17 protein-coding genes and 1 tRNA gene are annotated in these 17,466 nt (G+C 68.8%); 9 read left to right on the forward strand and 9 right to left on the reverse strand.

Features of this window, described 5'->3' with window-relative positions:
• Positions 1 to 100 precede the first annotated feature (100 nt).
• Positions 101 to 1,165: a glycosyltransferase family 4 protein gene (locus C1707_RS14985; protein ID WP_101712112.1), complete on the reverse strand. Its 1,065-nt coding sequence runs from the start codon at positions 1,163 to 1,165 to the stop codon at positions 101 to 103.
• Positions 1,166 to 1,383: 218 nt separating this feature from the next.
• Between C1707_RS14985 and C1707_RS14990 the strand changes: the two genes are divergently transcribed.
• The 3 genes from C1707_RS14990 (at position 1,384) to C1707_RS15000 (ending at position 4,165) form a co-directional block, all read left to right on the forward strand.
• On the forward strand, positions 1,384 to 2,871 hold the full coding sequence (locus C1707_RS14990) for a L,D-transpeptidase family protein (protein WP_476695745.1): 1,488 nt from the start codon (positions 1,384 to 1,386) through the stop codon (positions 2,869 to 2,871).
• A 232-nt stretch (positions 2,872 to 3,103) separates the two neighbouring features.
• Positions 3,104 to 3,784, forward strand: a complete 681-nt coding sequence (gene mepK / locus C1707_RS14995) for a peptidoglycan L,D-endopeptidase MepK (protein WP_101712113.1) — start codon at positions 3,104 to 3,106, stop codon at positions 3,782 to 3,784.
• Positions 3,785 to 3,814: 30 nt separating this feature from the next.
• Positions 3,815 to 4,165, forward strand: a complete 351-nt coding sequence (locus C1707_RS15000) for a hypothetical protein (RefSeq protein ID WP_058348236.1) — start codon at positions 3,815 to 3,817, stop codon at positions 4,163 to 4,165.
• A gap of 16 nt (positions 4,166 to 4,181) precedes the next feature.
• Here the strand turns inward: C1707_RS15000 and hfsH are convergent, their stop codons facing one another.
• The 4 genes from hfsH to hfsE are packed head-to-tail and all read right to left on the reverse strand — an operon-like array spanning position 4,182 to position 8,786.
• Entirely contained in the window at positions 4,182 to 4,964 is a 783-nt protein-coding gene (hfsH, locus tag C1707_RS15005; RefSeq protein WP_101712114.1) for an oligosaccharide deacetylase HfsH, read from the reverse strand.
• Complete coding sequence (gene hfsG, locus C1707_RS15010; RefSeq protein WP_101712115.1) at positions 4,964 to 5,899, reverse strand: polysaccharide biosynthesis protein HfsG; 936 nt, start codon at positions 5,897 to 5,899, stop codon at positions 4,964 to 4,966. The genes hfsH and hfsG overlap by 1 nt, the downstream gene beginning before the upstream one ends.
• Positions 5,896 to 7,335: a polysaccharide biosynthesis protein HfsF gene (gene hfsF, locus C1707_RS15015; RefSeq protein WP_101712116.1), complete on the reverse strand. Its 1,440-nt coding sequence runs from the start codon at positions 7,333 to 7,335 to the stop codon at positions 5,896 to 5,898. The genes hfsG and hfsF overlap by 4 nt, the downstream gene beginning before the upstream one ends.
• A 2-nt stretch (positions 7,336 to 7,337) precedes the next feature.
• Entirely contained in the window at positions 7,338 to 8,786 is a 1,449-nt protein-coding gene (hfsE, locus tag C1707_RS15020; RefSeq protein WP_101712117.1) for a polysaccharide biosynthesis protein HfsE, read from the reverse strand.
• A gap of 140 nt (positions 8,787 to 8,926) precedes the next feature.
• Here hfsE and C1707_RS15025 point away from each other — a divergent pair.
• Positions 8,927 to 9,017 (forward strand) — tRNA-Ser (locus C1707_RS15025).
• Between the two features lie 147 nt (positions 9,018 to 9,164).
• Positions 9,165 to 10,421, forward strand: coding sequence for a tyrosine-type recombinase/integrase (locus C1707_RS15030; protein ID WP_101712118.1), 1,257 nt, complete (start codon positions 9,165 to 9,167; stop codon positions 10,419 to 10,421).
• Here the strand turns inward: C1707_RS15030 and C1707_RS15035 are convergent.
• Positions 10,378 to 10,635, reverse strand: coding sequence for a helix-turn-helix domain-containing protein (locus tag C1707_RS15035; RefSeq protein ID WP_205686758.1), 258 nt, complete (start codon positions 10,633 to 10,635; stop codon positions 10,378 to 10,380). The genes C1707_RS15030 and C1707_RS15035 overlap by 44 nt on opposite strands.
• Before the next feature lie 657 nt (positions 10,636 to 11,292).
• Here C1707_RS15035 and C1707_RS26160 point away from each other — a divergent pair.
• The 4 genes from C1707_RS26160 to C1707_RS26165 all read left to right on the forward strand — a co-directional run bounded on the left by C1707_RS26160 (position 11,293) and on the right by C1707_RS26165 (position 12,666).
• On the forward strand, positions 11,293 to 11,430 hold the full coding sequence (locus C1707_RS26160; protein WP_164467358.1) for a hypothetical protein: 138 nt from the start codon (positions 11,293 to 11,295) through the stop codon (positions 11,428 to 11,430).
• Positions 11,427 to 11,780 carry a hypothetical protein gene (locus C1707_RS26775; RefSeq protein ID WP_240633710.1) on the forward strand — a complete coding sequence of 118 codons (354 nt, stop codon included), beginning with the start codon at positions 11,427 to 11,429 and terminating at the stop codon, positions 11,778 to 11,780. Before C1707_RS26160 ends, C1707_RS26775 begins: the two co-directional genes overlap by 4 nt.
• Before the next feature lie 107 nt (positions 11,781 to 11,887).
• Complete coding sequence (locus C1707_RS26780) at positions 11,888 to 12,226, forward strand: beta-barrel domain-containing protein (protein ID WP_476695751.1); 339 nt, start codon at positions 11,888 to 11,890, stop codon at positions 12,224 to 12,226.
• On the forward strand, positions 12,223 to 12,666 hold the full coding sequence (locus C1707_RS26165; RefSeq protein ID WP_145998322.1) for a hypothetical protein: 444 nt from the start codon (positions 12,223 to 12,225) through the stop codon (positions 12,664 to 12,666). Before C1707_RS26780 ends, C1707_RS26165 begins: the two co-directional genes overlap by 4 nt.
• 1,036 nt (positions 12,667 to 13,702) lie before the next feature.
• Here C1707_RS26165 and C1707_RS15045 read toward each other — a convergent pair.
• The 3 genes from C1707_RS15045 to C1707_RS15055 all read right to left on the reverse strand — a co-directional run bounded on the left by C1707_RS15045 (position 13,703) and on the right by C1707_RS15055 (position 17,438).
• Positions 13,703 to 14,074: a helix-turn-helix domain-containing protein gene (locus C1707_RS15045; protein WP_101712120.1), complete on the reverse strand. Its 372-nt coding sequence runs from the start codon at positions 14,072 to 14,074 to the stop codon at positions 13,703 to 13,705.
• A 158-nt stretch (positions 14,075 to 14,232) separates the two neighbouring features.
• On the reverse strand, positions 14,233 to 16,755 hold the full coding sequence (locus tag C1707_RS15050) for an ABC transporter permease (RefSeq protein ID WP_101712121.1): 2,523 nt from the start codon (positions 16,753 to 16,755) through the stop codon (positions 14,233 to 14,235).
• Positions 16,752 to 17,438: an ABC transporter ATP-binding protein gene (locus tag C1707_RS15055; RefSeq protein ID WP_101712122.1), complete on the reverse strand. Its 687-nt coding sequence runs from the start codon at positions 17,436 to 17,438 to the stop codon at positions 16,752 to 16,754. The genes C1707_RS15050 and C1707_RS15055 overlap by 4 nt, the downstream gene beginning before the upstream one ends.
• Between the last annotated feature and the right edge of the window lie 28 nt (positions 17,439 to 17,466).

Here is a 17,466-nt window from a genome sequence, read left to right on the forward strand (position 1 = left end):
AGCGGCCGCGCCAGGGGAGGCGCGGTCGCTGAACTTGAAAGCTACAATGCGGCCTCAACCCGGCGGGCGCGGGCCGCCTTTAAGGTCATGCGCCCGATCCTTAGGCGCTTTGGGCCAGGGTCAGGCGCGGCGGCCGGGCCGCCTCGTCCAGGCGCGCATAGAGGTCCTCGTATCGGCGGGCCATGGCGTGGGCCGAGAACCGGATCTCGAAACGCTCCCGCACGGCCTGGCGGGACAGGTCCGGCAGTCGGCGCAGGGCCTCCACCGCCTCGTCCTCGTCGTCGACGATGAAGCCGGTGACGCCTTCCTCGATCACCTCGGGGACCGAGCCCCACTGGTAGGCGATCACCGGTGTGCCGCAGGCCATGGCCTCGATCATCACCAGCCCGAACGGTTCGGGCCAGGCGATGGGGAAGAGCAGGGCGTCGGCGCCGCCCAGGAAGGCCGACTTCTCGGCGTCGCCGATCTCGCCGACGAACTCGACCAGCGGATGGTCCAGCAGCGGCTCGACGACGGTGTGGAAGTATTCCCGGTCGGCGGCGTCGACCTTGGCGGCGATCTTCAGGCGGCGGCCCATGCGCTTGGCGATGGCGATCGCCCGCTCGGGCCCCTTCTCGGGCGAGATCCGCCCCAGGAAAGCCAGGTAACCCTCTGATTTCGGGTGGTATTCGTAGATCCCGGCGCACATGCCGTGCAGCACCGTGCCGGCCCAGTTTGCGAAAGGCAGCGGCGCGCGCTGGCTGTCGGAGATCGACACCAGCGGGAACTGCGGCCAGCGCCGGTAGACGCCGGGCAGATCCTTCAGGTCCAGCCGCCCGTGCAGGGTGGTCAGGGTCTTCTCCGCCATGTCCTCGAACAGGGGGAAGTGGATCATGTCGGTATGGAAGTGGATGACGTCGAACTCGTCGGCGCGACGGCGGACCTCGGCCAGCATGGCGATGTGGGCGGCGAGGTCGGATTTCAGCGGGGCGGGGTCCAGGCGGATGGCCTGGTCGCGGACGACCACGAGGTCGGCCTTGGTCTTTGCTTCGGCGGAGGCGAACAGGGTGACTTCGTGGCCGAGGTCGACAAGCGCGTCCGTCAGGTGCGCGACCACCCTTTCGGTGCCCCCGTAAAGCCGCGGCGGCACGGCTTCGTACAGGGGCGGAACCTGGGCGATTCTCATCTTTGCTGTCCTGACAAGGACGATTGTGGCGCAAAGGCGCCGTCGTCGAACTGCAAACCGCGAGTGTGGCGTTAAGGTTCCGCAACGTGAGAAAGAACCAAAACGCGACCTTGGCCGTTGGACTTTCACGATCCTCGCGTTGACGACCCCGACGCGGAATTGCCATTTGGAAGCGCGCGGAGGGGCCGCGCGCAACGTGCGTGCGAGACCCGTCGACGGTGAGCCAGAGCCTGAAAGTTTCGACCGTCCTTCTCGGGGCGGCCCTGTGGATGTCGGCGGCCCCGGCCGTTCTTGCTCAAGCTCAGGTCCGGCCCGCCCGCGCGCCGCAGCAGGCGCCCGTCGCCGTGCCCGCGCCGCCGGCCCTGCGCGCCGATCAGATCGACCTGCTGGTAAGGGCGCTGAACGACGCCCCGTCGCACGGCTTCGAGCCCGGCGCCTTCGCGCCTGATCGCGCCCTGGCCCTGCTGGACTCGCGCAACGGCACCGACCGTCAGGCCGGGGTGACCCAGCTGGTCGCCCTGACCATGCGCTACGCCAGGGCGGTTCACAGCGGCCGCCTGGCGGCCGCCGACTTCGACGGCAACTGGGGCCTGCGCCCGGCCGCCTACGATCCGGCCCCGGGCTTCGCCGCGGCCGTGCAGAACGATCGCCTGGCCGGCTGGCTGGAAGAGCTGTCGCCGCCCTATACCGGCTACCAGACCCTGCAGAAGGGTCTCGTCACCTATCGCGACCTAGCCGCCAAGGGCGGCTGGGCCGTGATCCCCGAGGGGCCGCCGCTGAAGCTGGGCGACAAGGGCGATCCGCGCATCGTCCAGCTCGAGGCGCGCCTGGCCGTCGAGGACCCCACCATCGCCGTCGACAAGGCGCCGGTGTTCGACGAGGCCCTGCAGCAGGCCCTGATGCGCGCCCAGAAGCGTTTCGGCCTCAATCCCGACGGCGTGCTGGGCAAGGGCACGCTGGCGGCGTTGAACGTGCCGGTGCAGCTGCGCATCGACCAGATCGTCGCCAACATGGAGCGCTGGCGCTGGCTGCCGGAAGAGCTGCCGGCCGACCGCATCCAGGTCAACATCGCCGCCGCCGTGATGAGCGTCTTCCACCACGACGCGCCGACCCTGACCATGCGCGCCGTCACCGGTCGCCCGGGCGACGAGACGCCGATGCTGCAGTCGCAGATCCACTCGATCGTGCTCAATCCGCCCTGGAACGTGCCCAGCTCCATCGCGACCAAGGAGCTGTGGCCCAAGGAGCGCGCCAATCCGGGCTATCTGGCCCGCAACGACTTCATCGTCATCCCGACCGAAGGCGGCGGCTCGCGCCTGCAGCAGAAGGCAGGCGACAAGGCCGCGCTGGGCCTGGTGAAGTTCGACTTCAACAATCCCTACGGCGTCTATCTGCACGACACCCCGTCGCGGGCCAAGTTCGCCAGCTACAGCCGCCTGGCCAGCCACGGCTGCGTGCGCCTGGAAAAGCCCATCCCGCTGGCCAAGCAGCTGCTGGACGGCAGCGCCGAATGGACGCCCGAGAACGTCGACGCAACCATCGCCTCGGGAAAGACGGTGCGCGCCCAGTTGCCCAAGCCGATGGCCGTCTATCTTCTGTACTGGACCGCCTACGTGACGCCCGACGGGCAGGTGAATTTCCGTGACGATCCCTATGGCTGGGACAGGGCGCTGGTGCAGCGTATCGCCGCATCCAAGGCGGTCTGAGCGCCTCGCCAAACCGCCCAAGCCGCTGACTTCGCAGCACTTGAAGCGTGGCCTGGGCGGCTAATGCCCAGGCTTTCGGCGGTGGCGCGTCCATAGGCGCGGCTTGACCCGACCGCCCTCGTCAGGCCTCTTTTGGCGCGTAAGCCTTTCCGATCGGGAAAGTTTATCGTGTTCCAAGTGAGCGCGGGCGGCCCTCTGGCGGCCTGTCGCAGTCAGTCGGGAAAGCGTATCTATGATCGAACGACGCAAGCTCCTGGGCCTTGGCCTGGGTGTGCTGGGCGCCAGTGCGGTCGGGCCCATGGCGGCCTTCGCACAGTCCAAGTTCGGCCCCGGGGCCGATCCCATCGCCGACCTGCTGATGAAGCAGGGCGACCTGGGCAGTGCGGCCGAGGGCATGCCTGAGAACGGCCTTCCCGAAGCGCCGGTTCCCGCGCCGCAGACGATTCATCGCGTCTCGTCCGAACCGCGCTGGGTGAAGCTGCACAACGTGCACACCCAGGAAAAGCTCGAAGCCGTCTATTTCGACAAGGGCGAGTACGTGCCCGACGCCGTCCAGGCCCTCGACAAGGTCCTGCGCGACTACCGCACCGGCGACGTCGCGCCGATGAACCCCAAGCTTTACGACATCATGGCGGGCCTCGCCGCCCGCACCGAAAGCAAGTCGCCGTTCCAGATCATCTCCGGCTATCGCTCGCCCAAGACCAACGCGATGTTGCACGCGCGCAGCGGTGAGGTCGCCAAGCGCAGCCTGCACATGGACGGCAAGGCCATCGATCTCTATCTGGAGGATGTCTCCCTGGATCGGCTGAGGACCGCGGCCCTCGACCTGAAACTGGGCGGCGTCGGGTACTACCCCGTCAGCAATTTCGTTCACGTGGATGTCGGCGCGGTCCGACGCTGGGTCGGCTCCTAGGATCGGAGCCTTCCCCTTAGGGAGCTCCAGATGGCCAAGGCCGAACGTCGCGGCAATCCTTTGGGATGGATCGTCCTGGGTTTCGTCGTCGGAGCCGTGGCGGCTCTCGGCGTGATCCTGGTGGTCAGCGCCGGGGTCGGTTTCGAGAGCTCCGGCTACGAGGAAGGCGCGGAAGTCCGCACCACGGCCGACGACGCCGCCAGCGCCGCCGTCACCCGCACGCCCGCCGCCCAGGCCGCTCCGGCCCCGGTCGCGCCCGAACCCGAAAAGCCGCCGGTGGTCGAGGCCCCGGCCGCCACGCCCAAGCCCGCGCCGGAAGTCGACCCGCAGATGGCGGATGATGCGGCGGCGGCTGGGATGACTTCCCGCACGCGCCAATAGGGGCTGCTCGTAAGAGCTAGAGCCCGATCCGGCGCGAGCCCTCGGCGACCGTCACCACGTCGAAGCCGGCGTTGACGGCGCCGTCCACCAGCCGCTCCAGCGCCTCCACCGTGCAGCCCCAGGCCGACGGCGTCTCGGCCACGTCGTGGGTGTAGAGGATCAGCCACGCCTTTCGACGGTGCGCCTGGTCCAGCCAGTGCAGGGCCACGGCCTCGCCGTCCTCGCCCTCGATGCCCACGGCCGGGGCCTGATTGAGGTCGGCGCCGTTGGCGACCAGGCCGTGATGCAGCGCCCGCAGCGTCTTGAAGCGGCCAGCCAGCGCCGTCTTGGCCGGGGCGGCCACGTCGCCGTACGGATAGGCGAAGCTGACGGCCTCGCCCACGCCCCAGGACGCCAGGGCCTGGGTGTTCTGCGCCACGTCGGCCAGGGCGACGTCCGTCGTCGCCTGGCCGCAGTCGAGGTGGCTGAAGGTGTGGCAGCCGATCTCGTGGCCGGCCGCGTGCAGGCGGGCGGCGTCCTCGCCCGTGGCGTAGCGGCCCATCGGTCCATCGCGCCCGGTCAGGCTGGCGGCGAAGTAGTAGGTGCCGCGAAAGCCGCGGCTCTCCAGCACCCTCGCCCCGGCCTCGCAGGCGGTGGCGGGGGCGTCGTCGAAGCTGAACGACACCATCGGCCGCTCCAGCTTCACCCGCGCCGGGCGGCGGTGCTGCAGGCGGATCAGCCGGCGACGGACCTTGCCCTTCAGCGAGCGGTCCGGCTCGTAAGCGTCGACTTTCTCGTAGGTCTGTTCGAGGGCGGTCATCACACGGCGTCCGAATAGAGGGCGGCCCGGTAGAGCCGCATGGAAAAGGCGCGAAGCGGGGTGGGCAGGGATTCCGAAAGCGCGATCGCCTTCAGCCACGGCCGCCAGGTCCCGCGCAGGGGAACGGTCTTCAGGGCCTTGGCGACCTTGTAGCCGGGATAGGCGCTGACCACGTCGCGATGGCCGGCCACCACGCGGGCGAAATTGGCGGCCGACTGCTCGTACTTGGCGGCCATCACCGGCGCGGGATCCAGGCCCAGGTGCGTGGCGGTGTTGTCGATATGCAGGATCGGATGAGCGCGGGCGACCCGCATGGCCCATTCGACGTCCTCCCAGCCCCAGCCGGCGAAGCCCTCGTCGAAGGCGACGGTCTCGAAGACGTCGCGGCGCACCAGGAGATTGGAGGTGAAGACGTGCTTTTCGGGCGCCTTGGCGCGCTCGGGAGCGGGCGTGCAGTCGCTCTTCAGCGCCATGGCCCGGTGCAGGGCGTGCTCGGGCCGCACCGGCGTCTGGTCCAGGGTGAAGCCGCCAAAGGCTACCGGGGCGTCGTCGCCGGCCACAGCAAGCCAGCGGGCCAGGAAGTCCTTGGGATCGGGCAGCATGTCGCTGTCGAGGAACAGCAGGTGCCGGCCCCTGGCGTGGGCGGCCAGGCGGTTGCGGCCCTGGGCGCGGCCGGCGTTGGCCGACAGGCGCACGAAGCGGGCGGGGCGCTTCAAGGCCCCGACGATCTTGCCGATCCGCGCGGCCAGGGCCTCGTCGCCGCCGCCGTCGTCCAGCACCACGATCTCGGCCGAGCCCTCGGCCTTGGAGCCGTCCAGGGCGCGCAACAGCGCCGTCGGATCGTCGCGGAAGGTGGGGATAAGCACCGACAGGCGCGGGGCGGCGTCGGCCCACGCGGCGTTGTCGGTCACGGTCTCGGTGATCGGGGCGGTCATGCGGTGCGGAACCTGCGGGTAAGGACGGCCAGCCGCGCGCGGGCGCCGCCGGCGTCTAGCAGCAGGGCCGCGCCGCCGAAGGTCGCCGCGCCCAGGCCAGCCTTGAGGATCAGTTCGAGAAGGCCGCCGAGGTCGGGCAGGGCCAGCACCACGGCCGCCATCAGCCCGCAGGCCAGACCTGTCCTTGCCAGCGCCTCCCAGGGAATCGGCAGGGCGCAGGCCCGGCGGCCCAGAACGCCGGCGGCGATCGCGCCCAGGGCGTAGCTGGCGGTGGTGGCCCACAGCGCGCCGGAAAGGCCGAAACGCGGGATCAGGATGAGGTTCAGCAGCAGATTGGCGCCGGCCGGGATCGCCATGCAGGCGCTCAGCATCGTCGTGCGCCGACCCAGGGTGAAGGCCTGCAGCAGGTAATAGGTGGTCACGCCCGACAGCCAGCCGCTGGCGGCGATCCACGGCGTCACGCCGGCCGCGCCCTCGCGCAGGGCCGGGCCGATCATCACCTCGGTCAGCGGACGGGCGACCAGGGCCAGGCCCACGGCGGCGGGCAGGGTCAGCAGCACCATGAAATCGGCCTGCTCGCGAGCGCTTTCGGCCAGAGCCGGCTGGCCGCCGCGCTCCAGCGCCGCGACCATCGCCGGACCGCCGGCCATGCCCAGCCAGATGAAGACGACGTCCAGCGTGCGCGAGCCCAGCGAATAGCCGGCGTGGTAGACGCCCACCGCGCTCTCGTCGAGGAAGGCGGCCAGCAGGAATCGGTCGGTGGTCGACAGCACCAGAGCCAGGATCAGAGAGAACGCCACCGGCAGGCCATAGGCGGCGTAGGCCTTGGCCATCGCCTTGTCGAAGCTTCCGCCCTTCAGGCGTTTCAGGTCGGTGGGCAGCACGAACACCAGGCACAGCAGGGCGACGGCCCCCGTGCCCAGGATCGGCGCCGCGCCGCCCAGGCCCACCAGGGCCAGCACCAGGCCGAGCGCGAAGCCGCCGACGGTCTGGATCACGTCCAGGAGGGCCGCGCCCGACACTTCGCCGGCCGCCCGGCGGCGCTCCTGGGACATCTTGGCCAGGCTCTTGACCGCCGCGGCGGCGAGGGCGGCGGCGACGGCGACCTTCAGGGGCGCGGGCATCGGCCAGAAGCGCAGCGCCACGGCGGCGACCACCGGGATGGCCAGGGCCATCAGGATCCACAGCCGATAGAGGGTGGCGAAATGGTCGGGCAGGCGGCCGTCCTCGTCGGCCCGGGCCAGGAACCGGGCCATGGCGGCCTCGGTCCAGGTCAGGAACGCCGTCTGGGTCAGGCTCAGCACCGAGAACGCCAGCGCGTAGATCCCGTACTCGGCCGGAGACAGGATCTGGGTGAACAGAACGATCGTCAGGAGGCCCACGACCCCCTGGGCGATGTTGACGGGCAGGTAGCCCAGGACGCCGCGCCAGAACATGGTCAGCGCACGGCGGTCTTGTCGCCCAGCAGGCAGGGGACGGTCATCAGGATCACGTAGAGGTCCAGCCAGAACGACTGCCGCTCGATGTACTCGACGTCGTAGGCCACGCGCTGGCGCACCAGCTCGGGGGTGTCGACGGCCCCGCGCGAGCCCTTGATGGCCGCCCAGCCGGTGACGCCGGGCTTCATGCGGTGGCGGTGGGCGTAGGTGGCGACCAGCTTGGCCGACTCCACGTCGCCGGTCATCATGCCTATGGCGTGCGGGCGGGGGCCGACGATGGACATCTCGCCCGACAGCACGTTGAACAGCTGCGGCAGCTCGTCGAGACTGGTGCGGCGGATGAACTTGCCGACCCGGGTCACGCGGTCGTCGTCGGCGCTGATCTGGCGGGCGGCGCGGGCGTCGGCCATCTCGTGCCGCATCGAGCGGAACTTCCAGATCAGGATGGTCTCGTTGTTGAAGCCGTGACGGCGCTGGCGGAAGAAGACCGGGCCGGGGCTGTCCAGCTTCACGGCGATGGCCACGCCCAGCATCACCGGCGCGGCGACGACCAGGCCGATCCCGGCGATCGCCAGGTCCTGGACGCGCTTGACCATCGCCCGGCGGGCGTCGGTCGGGGCGCCCGACAGGTCGGCCAGATGCGCCAGGGCCGCGTCGCGGTCGGCGTCGCCGCCGACGTCGACGATCATGCTGACGGGGTTGGGCAGTTCGCTCAGCCGCTCGACCAGCTGGCCGACGCGGGCCTGGGCCGTGGACTGGACGGCGATCACCACGCGGTCGACGAAAGGCATGATGCGGTGGTCGACCAGGGCCTTGGTGTCGCCCAGCACGGGCACGCCCAGCACGGCTTCCGGAGCGCGGGCGGCGCGGTCGTCGAACACGCCCAGGACGTTGACCTCGCCGGTGCGCAGGGCCGCGGCGATCAGGCGTTCGGCGTTGGTGGTGGCGCCGACCAGCACGATGTTGGGCGTCAGCTTGCCGATGCGGCGGCCGTGACGGACCACGGCCCACCAGATCCCGTGCAGGGCCAGGAAGGCGGGCGGCGCGGCCAGCAGCCAGCCGGCGACGACGTGCTCGCTCGGCGCCAGCGGCGTCAGGGCCACGACCTGCACGGCGATCACCGAGGCGCCGACGGCCGCGCCGGCGCGCAGCAGGTGGCGGACCAGGGGCTCGCGATGGGCGAAGGCGTAGGCTTCCAGTCCGTGCAGGGCGACCAGCAGCACGACCGCGCCGACCAGCGGCGCGACCAGTCCGCCGCCTTGGGCCAGCCAGAAGGCAAGGGCGGCGGCGAGAATCGAATCGAGGATGCGGAAGGCGCGAGTCAGGTTCTGGATCTGCACCCGGGCGCGAGCGGGGGTCAGTCGCTCCGGTCGGAACGGGCCGCGACGGCTGCGTGCGGCGTCCGGCGCTGGGCTTGCGTCCGCGGGGCGGGCGAGGGCGGAACTCATGATCGCTCTTGGGCTTCTGCGCACGGGAGAACGAGGTTCAACCTAGCGTGGCCGTCTGAGCGTCGCGTTAACGCGATTTTCCTTCACGCCTCGATTGTCATTCGCCGACGAACAGGCTATCGAACCGCTCCCTCTCAGGAGGAGACGTGGCCGAGAGGCTGAAGGCACCGCTTTGCTAAAGCGGCATACCTCAAAAGGGTATCGAGGGTTCGAATCCCTCCGTCTCCGCCATCCCCCTTCCAGCGCTATCCACCGGCGTCCGCCGGCGTCCCGGAAACCCTTATGAAATAAGGGTTTGATCGCGACATTGTGTTTGGACGCGTCCGCCGAAATCCACCACTGTCGACGCTCAGACCGTAGGTAGGAACTGGGGTAGCGATGGCCCGGATTCTCGAACGCTTGAGTCCCCTCGACGTCCGTCGGGCAGAATCACCTGGTCTTTATCCGGATGGCGGTGGGCTTCACCTCCAGGTCACCGGCCAGGCCGGGCGCTCCTGGATTTTCCGCTACTGGCTCAACAAGAAAGAAAAGTGGATGGGCCTTGGGCCGCTCCACTGCGTCAGCCTGGCCAAGGCCCGCGAACTGGCGCGCACCGCGCGGGAGCTTCTTCACCAGGGCCTGGATCCGCTGGAGGAAAGGCGCAAGGCGCAGAAGGCCGAGGTGCTGGAGGAGGCCAAGGCGATCACCTTCGACAAGGCGATCGACGAGTTTATCGAGGCCAACCAGTCGGCCTGGCGCAACGAAAAGCACATCAAGCAGTGGAAGACTTCGCTGACGACCTACGCCTCGCCCCACATGGGTAAGCTGGCGATCGCCGACATTGGCGCCGACGAAGTCCTCGAGGTGCTCAAGCCCATCTGGGGCAGCAAAGCAGTGACCGCCGGCCGGGTTCGCGGTCGGATCGAGAACGTCCTCGATTGGGCGACGGCCCTTGGCCACCGGCAGGGAGACAACCCCGCGCGCTGGGGCGGCCACCTGGACAAGATCCTTCCGGCCAAGGCCAAGGTGGCCAAGGTCAAGCACCACGCCGCCCTGCCTTACAAGGGCATGCCCGCCTTCATGCGCAAGATCGCTGAACTCGACAGCGTCTCATCCAGGGCGCTGGCCTTCACGATCCTGACCGCCGCGCGCACCGGCGAGGTGCTCGGGCTGGAATGGCGGGAGATCGACCTGGAAGAGAAGGTCTGGACCGTCCCGGCCGATCGGATGAAGGGCCAGAAGGAACACCGCGTCCCGCTTAACGATGCGGCCATCGCCGTCCTGACCGACATGGCCGAGCGCTGGCATACGGTGGAGGCCCGGCGCTGGCGTCCCAAGGGCAAGGCGCGTCCGCCGAAGGAGCTCGTTGGGCCGGTGTTCTTCGGCGCCAAAGCCGGGAAGGGTCTTTCCAACATGAGCATGCTCAAGGTGCTCAAGACGCTGCGCCGTCCGGACCTGACCACCCACGGGTTCCGCAGCACCTTCCGCGACTGGGCCGCGGAAATGACCGACCACGCCGGCGAGATCGTTGAGATGGCGCTGGCGCACACCGTGGCCAACAAGGTCGAGGCCGCCTACAGGCGCGGCGACCTCTTCGCCAAGCGGCGGGCGCTCATGGACGACTGGGCCGGCTTTGCATCCGCTCAGGTCGAGTAGCCGCCGCCTCCAGCCGGTCGAGATAGGCCTCCAGTTCCCGGCGACGAACTAAAGTCCGTGCGCCTTCCTTCAGGGTGAGGATCTCGCCGGCGGCGACGAGCTCATAGAAGCGGCTGCGGCTGATCGAAAGCACCTCGGCGGCTTCCTTGACCCGGTAGGCCATGCGCTCGAGACCGATGACACTATCGGAAGGTGAGATTTGTTCGCGGCGCATGGTCAGCTCTTGTGGCGTCGCACTACCTTGCGGGCGTTGCCTGGCAGCGCAACCGCGGCTTCGGCGCGAGCGCGCCCTGGCGTAGAAAGACAGGCAAACGGCGGGCCTATAGGCATTGGGGAAGGGCAGATGGAACTGGACTTAGGCGAGGCCTCTGAGGCAGGCGGCCCGGTCGAGTGGTACGAGTATCGCGGCCAAGCGCTGGCCGATGCGATTGGCCGACGAGGAAATGCGTGGGCATGTGCAGTTGCTCAAGCGCGGAGTTGCGCACCCCGGTCTCAGCGAGCACCAGCGCGAAGGCGGACGCCCAGTCGGCCTCGGAGGTCTTCGGCATGCGCTTGGGTCCTGACTGCGCTCATCAAGGGGCTGCCGTTAGCTCCAACCAAGGCCCAAGCGGCCGGCGCGCCGAGGGGCCATCTCTGCGACGGCCTGGCTCCGATAGGGGCGATGCTCCCTTAGCTACCACCTCGGCGCTGCCGCGCCGGCAATAGCTGGCCGCTCGCGCGGGCCGTGCTAGGGGCTGCCGCCCCCGGCGCGCTTCGGATCGCCTTCCGCCGAGCTTCGGGCGTGGTCGGACACACCAGTGCTTTCGACATCAAGCCCTGCAGCCGGGTCCCCGCGAAGGCGCCCCTCCGCTTGCACCCCCGCGCTCGCCGCTTGGGCAGCCGCATCCTGACCATGGAGAGCGGCCAGGTCACCGAGACCGGCGACCACGAGACGCTGATGGCCGCCGGCGGGCGCAACGCCCAGCTCTGGCGGACCCTGATGCATGGCCATCAGGGGGGCGAGGCATGAGCCTGTCGACGCACCTGCGCGTGTTCGCCCGGGCCTGGGGCGACGAGAACCGCCGCTGGGCCAAGGCCCGCCAGCGCGTGGAGCCCGGCTTCCTGGCCGCCGCCCTGGAAGTGGTCGAGACGCCGCCCTCGCCGATCGGCCGGGCCATCAGGTGGACGATCATCGCCGGCGCCGTCGGGGCCTTGGTCTGGTCGTGCTGGGCCAAGGTCGACACCGTAGCCATCGCCGAGGGGCGGCTGGTGCCGACCTCGGCCAGGCCGCCCAGGAACGGGCCGAGGCCGAGGGGCTGTCGGCCACCCGCGCCGACGCCCTGCGCAAGGCCGAGCAGAAGCGCCAGCTCCAGACCCTGACCGCCCCGGTCGGCGGGGTGGTGCAGGCCGTGTCCGTCACGACGCTGGGCGAGGTGGCCGAGACCGGCAAGGCGCTGGTGACCATCGTGCCGGACGGCGAGGCGCCGGTGGTCGAGGCCCTGGTCCTCAACAAGGGCGCCGGCTTCGTGCGGGTAGGCGACCTCGCGGTCATCAAGCTTGAGGCCTATCCTTCTACCCGCTACGGCACGCTGGACGGCGAGGTGACGCAGATCTCGCCTGACGCCATCGTCGACGAGAAGCGCGGCCTGGTGTTTCCGGTGCGGGCAAAGGTGTCAAAGTCGCAACTTAGAGTTGACGGACGCCAAGCTTTGCTGTCGGCTGGCATGAGCGCTTCGGTGGAAATCGTGACGGGAAAAAGGCGAGTGATCGATTTCGTGTGGTCGCCGGTGGTCAAGACGGTGAGCGAAGCGGGGAGGGAGCGGTGAAGCCGTATCAGGGGCGATCAGTGTTTCTCAATGCATTTCCGCTGCCGGTCTGGGTGACCTTCTCAAAGAAGATCGACACGGTCGCGATGCGGTGGCCTTTGCTGGCTGCGAGAGCCTGTCTGTGGTTCGACGTGGTTCTGGTAGTGGCCATTATTGCCGTGGGCGTTCGCATGGGAGTTTCGGCGAATGGCGGGTATGTAAAGGCGCCTGGAAACATACTTCTGAACAGTATAGGTCTTTCCATCTTCGTTCTCAATGTTCCTGTACTCGCCTCATTTGTCGGCTGTCTAATGTCGCTAATTTGTGCCTTTTTTGGAGAGAAAAAAGGTTTGCCGGTTGTTTTCTCGGTGACTCAGGTGGCCAGGGCAATATTATATGCCATGGCGCTGCTATCGATGTTGTTTAATCCGGGTGTGGTCTTGAGGGCCTTTGTGTCCTGATCGCGTTGAGTTGGTTTTAGGTCTGCATTTTGTGGGGTGGGGCAATGGCTGAATCGGCAACTTTTCCAGTGTATTCTGCCGCTAAATACCTAGCGTATGTGCAGAAGCATAGAAATGCATTCAATCGCGTCGCATCCTCCTTGGGAGTAAGTTCTTCATCGATCGCTGCATCTATGCTGGAGGAGTACAGGGCTCAGTCCAGTCGCGCGGTGAAGGGGGTCTCGCTTCCAACGTCCTATTTAGTCGATTGGGGGCGGGATCAGATCACCCTTGCTTCGGGGGCGCGCCGATCGATAGCGCCTCAGCCGACGCGTTGCAGCGCAAGGCCACCTCGCAGCGGGGATCGACGCCGATCACGACCTATATCGCGGGGCTGAGAGGCAAGCCTGGACGGGTGTCGACGATTTATCTGCCGCGATATGAAATCTCGCCCGTTACTGCGACACACAATGGCCGGTGCGCGGCCGTGATCGCCCTGGGTGCGCAAGGACCAGCCGCTCAGCAGATGTGCGGGGGACCGGAAAGCCACGCCGAGCTGCGCAGGCTTTGGATTGAAAAAGTAAGGTGAGTGGCCAGCGCGGCTAGTGAGGGAGGTGTCGCTTTCGGAGGGCGTTGCTTGCAATTCGCTTAAGCGGGCCCAAGGATCGGCGGCACAGGTTCAAATCAGCGCCTCTCGCGCGCTGCGGAAGCTCGCGTTTCTGAAGCCCGGCGAAAGTCCGCTATTTCGGTACTTCAACCGATGCCGGACCAGCAACCGCTCGCTGAGCGGTCGACCGGTCGAGCTTTTTAAAGAAATTGGCTTGAGCGCTCTTTACGCCGGCCTAATCCCAGCGAGATCACGCGATCCAATTGCGACCATTCTGCCTGCACAAACCGCGGGCACAAGTGTGGGGAGTTCTTGCGGCGCTGGGTATTTTTGAAAGAAAATAAGCGTTTAACGACGCATATCGATGTGGATGACGTGTTTCGCACTGGCGGCTCATGCGCCAGTTTCAGCGCAGTGCGAGCGTACCGGGAGCTTCGGCTTGAGCTGACCTCACGGCTGTTCTGTCCAGGACGCGGCGAGGCGGAAGATTTCCGCCCGAACAGCCGGCGGCATTCGAAGCGCTGCTTGCATGAAGCCGGTCGCCCCGTCGACCTGGCAAAAGCGCGCCAGAAGGTCGTCGCCCTGGTCGGTTTCCAGCCCGGTGAAGAAGGCCATGAGCGGAACCTGCAGGATCCGCGCCATTTCCACCAGCTTGGAGGCACTGATCCGGTTTTCCCCGCACTCGTACTTCTGGATCTGCTGGAAGGTCAGGCCGATCGCTGCGGCCAGGTCGTGCTGGGAAACCTCCCTTGCCCGGCGATGGCCGCGCAGCAGAGCGCCGATATGGCGATCCAGGGACTGTCTGGTCTCCTGCTCCTTCATGCGTCCTCCATGCCCGGCGCGCCATTGGCCAGCAAACCCAGCAGGCGATCAAGGCCCGCCAAGCGCGTCTCTATCCGGGCGCCGGAGACGGCTTGAGTCGATCGCCCGAGCGCTCTGCGTCAAAGGGATTGTCGCCAGCACAGGCCCGGCCTGACCGCCTAGTCGCGACGCAGGACGGGCGCAGGTCTCTGCGACAGCGCCAAGGCTGCCGCGATCAGGCCGCCCGCCATCGCAAGGCCCCCGCTGCCAAGCATCAGGACGAGGATCCCGTCCCAGTCGACGCTCCAGGTCGCTTTGAACACCTTGACGACCACCGGCCAGGCGGCGGCGAAGCCGAGTAGCACGCCGGCGGCGCCGGCGATGAGGCCGACCGCGCCATACTCGATGGCGTAGGCGGCGAGGATCTGAAGCTTCGTCGCGCCGAGCACCTTGAGCGTCGCGGCCTCGCGCGCCCGGGCTCGGGCGCCGGCGGCGATCGCCCCGGCCAGCACCAGCAGGCCGGCCAGTCCGGCCACGCCCGCAGCGCCACGCACCGCCAACGCCAGGCGGTCGAACAGGGACGCGGCGGCCTCAAGCTGCTCGCGGACGCTGATGACGTTGACGCCCGGAAAGCCTCTTCCCAGGGCGCGGGTCAGCCTGGCCTCGCGGACTTTGTCGACGCGGGCGATGGCGACGCTGCGCAGGGCCGCGCCTTCGAGTGCGGCGGGGTCGAGGATCAAGGCGAAGTTGGGCCCAAAGCCGCCAAAGTCGACCTTGCGCAGGACCGCGATCCGCGCCTCGATCTGCCGTCCGAGCACGTCGATGGTGATGGCGTCGCCGAGCTTCAGGCCGCCGGCCTGGGCCACCTCGATGTTCATCGCCACCAGCGGAGGCCCCCGATAATCCTTGGGCCACCAGCCGCCTTCGACCACGCCGGCCCCGGCCGGCTCTTGCGCGAACACCGACAGGCTGATGTCGTTGTCGAAGGCCCAGCGCTCGCCAGGCTTGATGGTTTCGATCTTCACCGGCGCGCCCTTGAGGGCGGCTATGCGGCCGGTGACGAACGGCATGCGCAGATAGGCGTCGGGTCCGAGCGGGCCAGCTTCCCGAGCGACCGCCTGGTCGAAGGCGGCGGCCTGATCGGCGGGAATTTCGGTGAACACCATGGCCGGCGCTGTCCTGGGCGCCACGTCGCTGACCTGAGCCAGCAGGGCCGACTGGATGAGCACGACGCAGGACAGCAGCGCTACGCCAAGCCCGATGGCCGGGCTGGCGGTGCGCGCCGCCGAGCCTGGACCGGCCAGGTTGGCCAGGCCGAGCCGGACAGCGCCGCGGGTCAGCCGGCGGGTTTTGCCGGCGAGGTAGGCGGCCGTGCGGCCAAGCGCGGCCAATACGGCGAAAGCCACGGCCACGCCGGCGATCATGATCGCTGCGGCCAGCGGCGTCGGCGCCGTGGCTACGGCCAGGGCCGCCAGGCCAAGTCCGGCCAGCGCGGCGCCCAGGGTCTCCAGGCTGAGCGGCAGGCGCGCGGCGGGGCTGCGGCGAAAAAGCGCCGAGGGCGGCGTGATGCGGGCGCGGGCCAGGGGAACCAGCGAGAACGCCGCCGCCGCCAGGAGCCCGAACAGGCCCGCCTTGGCCAGGGGCCAGGGATAGACTTTGAACAGGGCCGGGATCGGCAGGGCCGCGCCGGCGAGCCTGCCAAGCAGCAGCGGGACGAGCGCCCCGATCACCAGGCCGATGCCTACGCCCAGACAGGCGAGCACGCCGATCTGGATGAGGTGCAGGTTTCGGATAAGGGCGCCGTCGGCGCCCAGCGCCTTGAGCACGGCGATCGCTCGCTCGCGGGAAGACAGGTAGGCCGAAACCGCGCCGGCGACGCCCAGGCCGCCGGCCACCAGCGAGGCCAGGCCGATGAAGCCCAGGAAATACTCGAGCTGATCGATCAGCCGCTTGGCGCCAGGGGCGGCGTCGAGGCGATCGCGCATGCGCAGGTGGCTGTCGGGAAGGGCCGCCTGGACCGCCTTGCCGGTCGCTCTGGGATCCTGGCCGACGGGAAGAGCCACGCGCACGGCCTGATTGGACAGACCGCCCGAGTCCAATAGCCCCGAACGCTCCAGGACGTCCCGACGCACCATCACCCGCGGACCCAGGGAAAACCCCCGTGACAAGCCGTCGGGCTCGCCCAGCAACCGGCCCGTGATGACCAGATCCAACGTTCCGGCCTCGAACCGGTCGCCGATCCTCAGGCCGAGCCGATCGAGGAGGGCCGGCTCGACCACGGCGCCGGGCAGGCCGCCGCTATCGGCCAGGGCCGCGACCAGATTGGGCGCGCCTTCGATCCTGACCGCGCCGGCCAGCGGGTAGTTGGCGTCCACGCCGCGCAGGCTCACGAGACGACGGCCGCCATCGGGGGCCTGGGCCATCGCCCGGGCCCCGGCGGTGTAGGTGGTCGTTCCGAGACGATCGAACGCCGCGCGCTCCTTGGGCGTGAACTCGCGGTTCTCGATCGAGAACGACAGGTCCCCGCCGAGGATCTCGCGCGCCTGGGACGCCAGTCCCTGACGGAAGGCCTGAGCCGTCGAGCCGGCCGCGGCGATGGCGGCGACCCCCAGAGCCAGGCAGGCCAGAAAGATGCGAAAGCCGCGCACGCCCGAACGCAGTTCGCGGGCGGCCAGGCGCAAGGCGAGCGGGGCCATGCTCAGGCGAGGACCCGGCCGTCGGCCATGCGGACGATCCGATCCGCGCGCTCGGCGAGCACCGGGTCATGGGTGACCATGACCAGAGCCGCTCCAACCTCGGCGACAAGGTCGAACATCAGGTCGGCGACGGCGGCCGCCGTGACGCCGTCGAGATTACCGGTCGGCTCGTCGGCGAAGAGCAGGGCGGGGCGGGCGGCCAGGGCGCGGGCCAGGGCCACGCGCTGCTGTTCCCCGCCCGACAGCTGGTGGGGGTAGTGGCCAAGCCGCTTGCCAAGCCCCACGCGCTCCAGCCAGCCGCGCGCGGTGGCGAGCGCTCCGGATGCTCCAGCGATCTCCAGGGGCGTGGCGACATTCTCCTCGGCGGTCATGTTGGGCAGAAGGTGGAAGGACTGGAAGACCAGCGCGGCCCGGCCGCGGCGAAGCCGGGCCCGACCGTCTTCGTCCAGCCGCGAAAGATCCTGGCCAAACAGCCGCACCGCCCCGGTGGTCGGCGCTTCGAGGCCGGCGCCGACGGCAATCAGCGAGGACTTGCCCGAGCCCGATGGGCCGATGATCGCTACGCGTTCGGCCGCAGAGACGACAAGAACCACCCCGCGCAGGATCTCGACGGGGCCGGCGGCGGCGGGAAGGGTCAGGGTGACGGCGTCGAGCACGAGTTGCGCTGCGGGCTGGGCGTCGTCGTTCATGAGCATCCTCAAGGCCGGACATTGTTCG

It is taken from the genome of Caulobacter flavus, from assembly GCF_003722335.1.
Classification (GTDB): domain Bacteria; phylum Pseudomonadota; class Alphaproteobacteria; order Caulobacterales; family Caulobacteraceae; genus Caulobacter; species Caulobacter flavus.

Excerpts from the sequence above, each read along its gene's own strand:
- C1707_RS14985 (WP_101712112.1), bottom strand. The coding sequence starts at position 1,165 with ATGAGAATCGCCCAGGTTCCGCCCCTGTACGAAGCCGTGCCGCCGCGG.
- mepK (WP_101712113.1), top strand. The coding sequence starts at position 3,104 with ATGATCGAACGACGCAAGCTCCTGGGCCTTGGCCTGGGTGTGCTGGGC.
- C1707_RS15000 (WP_058348236.1), top strand. The coding sequence starts at position 3,815 with ATGGCCAAGGCCGAACGTCGCGGCAATCCTTTGGGATGGATCGTCCTG.
- hfsH (WP_101712114.1), bottom strand. The coding sequence starts at position 4,964 with ATGACCGCCCTCGAACAGACCTACGAGAAAGTCGACGCTTACGAGCCG.
- hfsG (WP_101712115.1), bottom strand. The coding sequence starts at position 5,899 with ATGACCGCCCCGATCACCGAGACCGTGACCGACAACGCCGCGTGGGCC.
- hfsF (WP_101712116.1), bottom strand. The coding sequence starts at position 7,335 with ATGTTCTGGCGCGGCGTCCTGGGCTACCTGCCCGTCAACATCGCCCAG.
- hfsE (WP_101712117.1), bottom strand. The coding sequence starts at position 8,786 with ATGAGTTCCGCCCTCGCCCGCCCCGCGGACGCAAGCCCAGCGCCGGAC.
- C1707_RS15030 (WP_101712118.1), top strand. The coding sequence starts at position 9,165 with ATGGCCCGGATTCTCGAACGCTTGAGTCCCCTCGACGTCCGTCGGGCA.
- C1707_RS15035 (WP_205686758.1), bottom strand. The coding sequence starts at position 10,635 with ATGCGCCGCGAACAAATCTCACCTTCCGATAGTGTCATCGGTCTCGAG.
- C1707_RS26775 (WP_240633710.1), top strand. The coding sequence starts at position 11,427 with ATGAGCCTGTCGACGCACCTGCGCGTGTTCGCCCGGGCCTGGGGCGAC.
- C1707_RS15045 (WP_101712120.1), bottom strand. The coding sequence starts at position 14,074 with ATGAAGGAGCAGGAGACCAGACAGTCCCTGGATCGCCATATCGGCGCT.
- C1707_RS15055 (WP_101712122.1), bottom strand. The coding sequence starts at position 17,438 with ATGAACGACGACGCCCAGCCCGCAGCGCAACTCGTGCTCGACGCCGTC.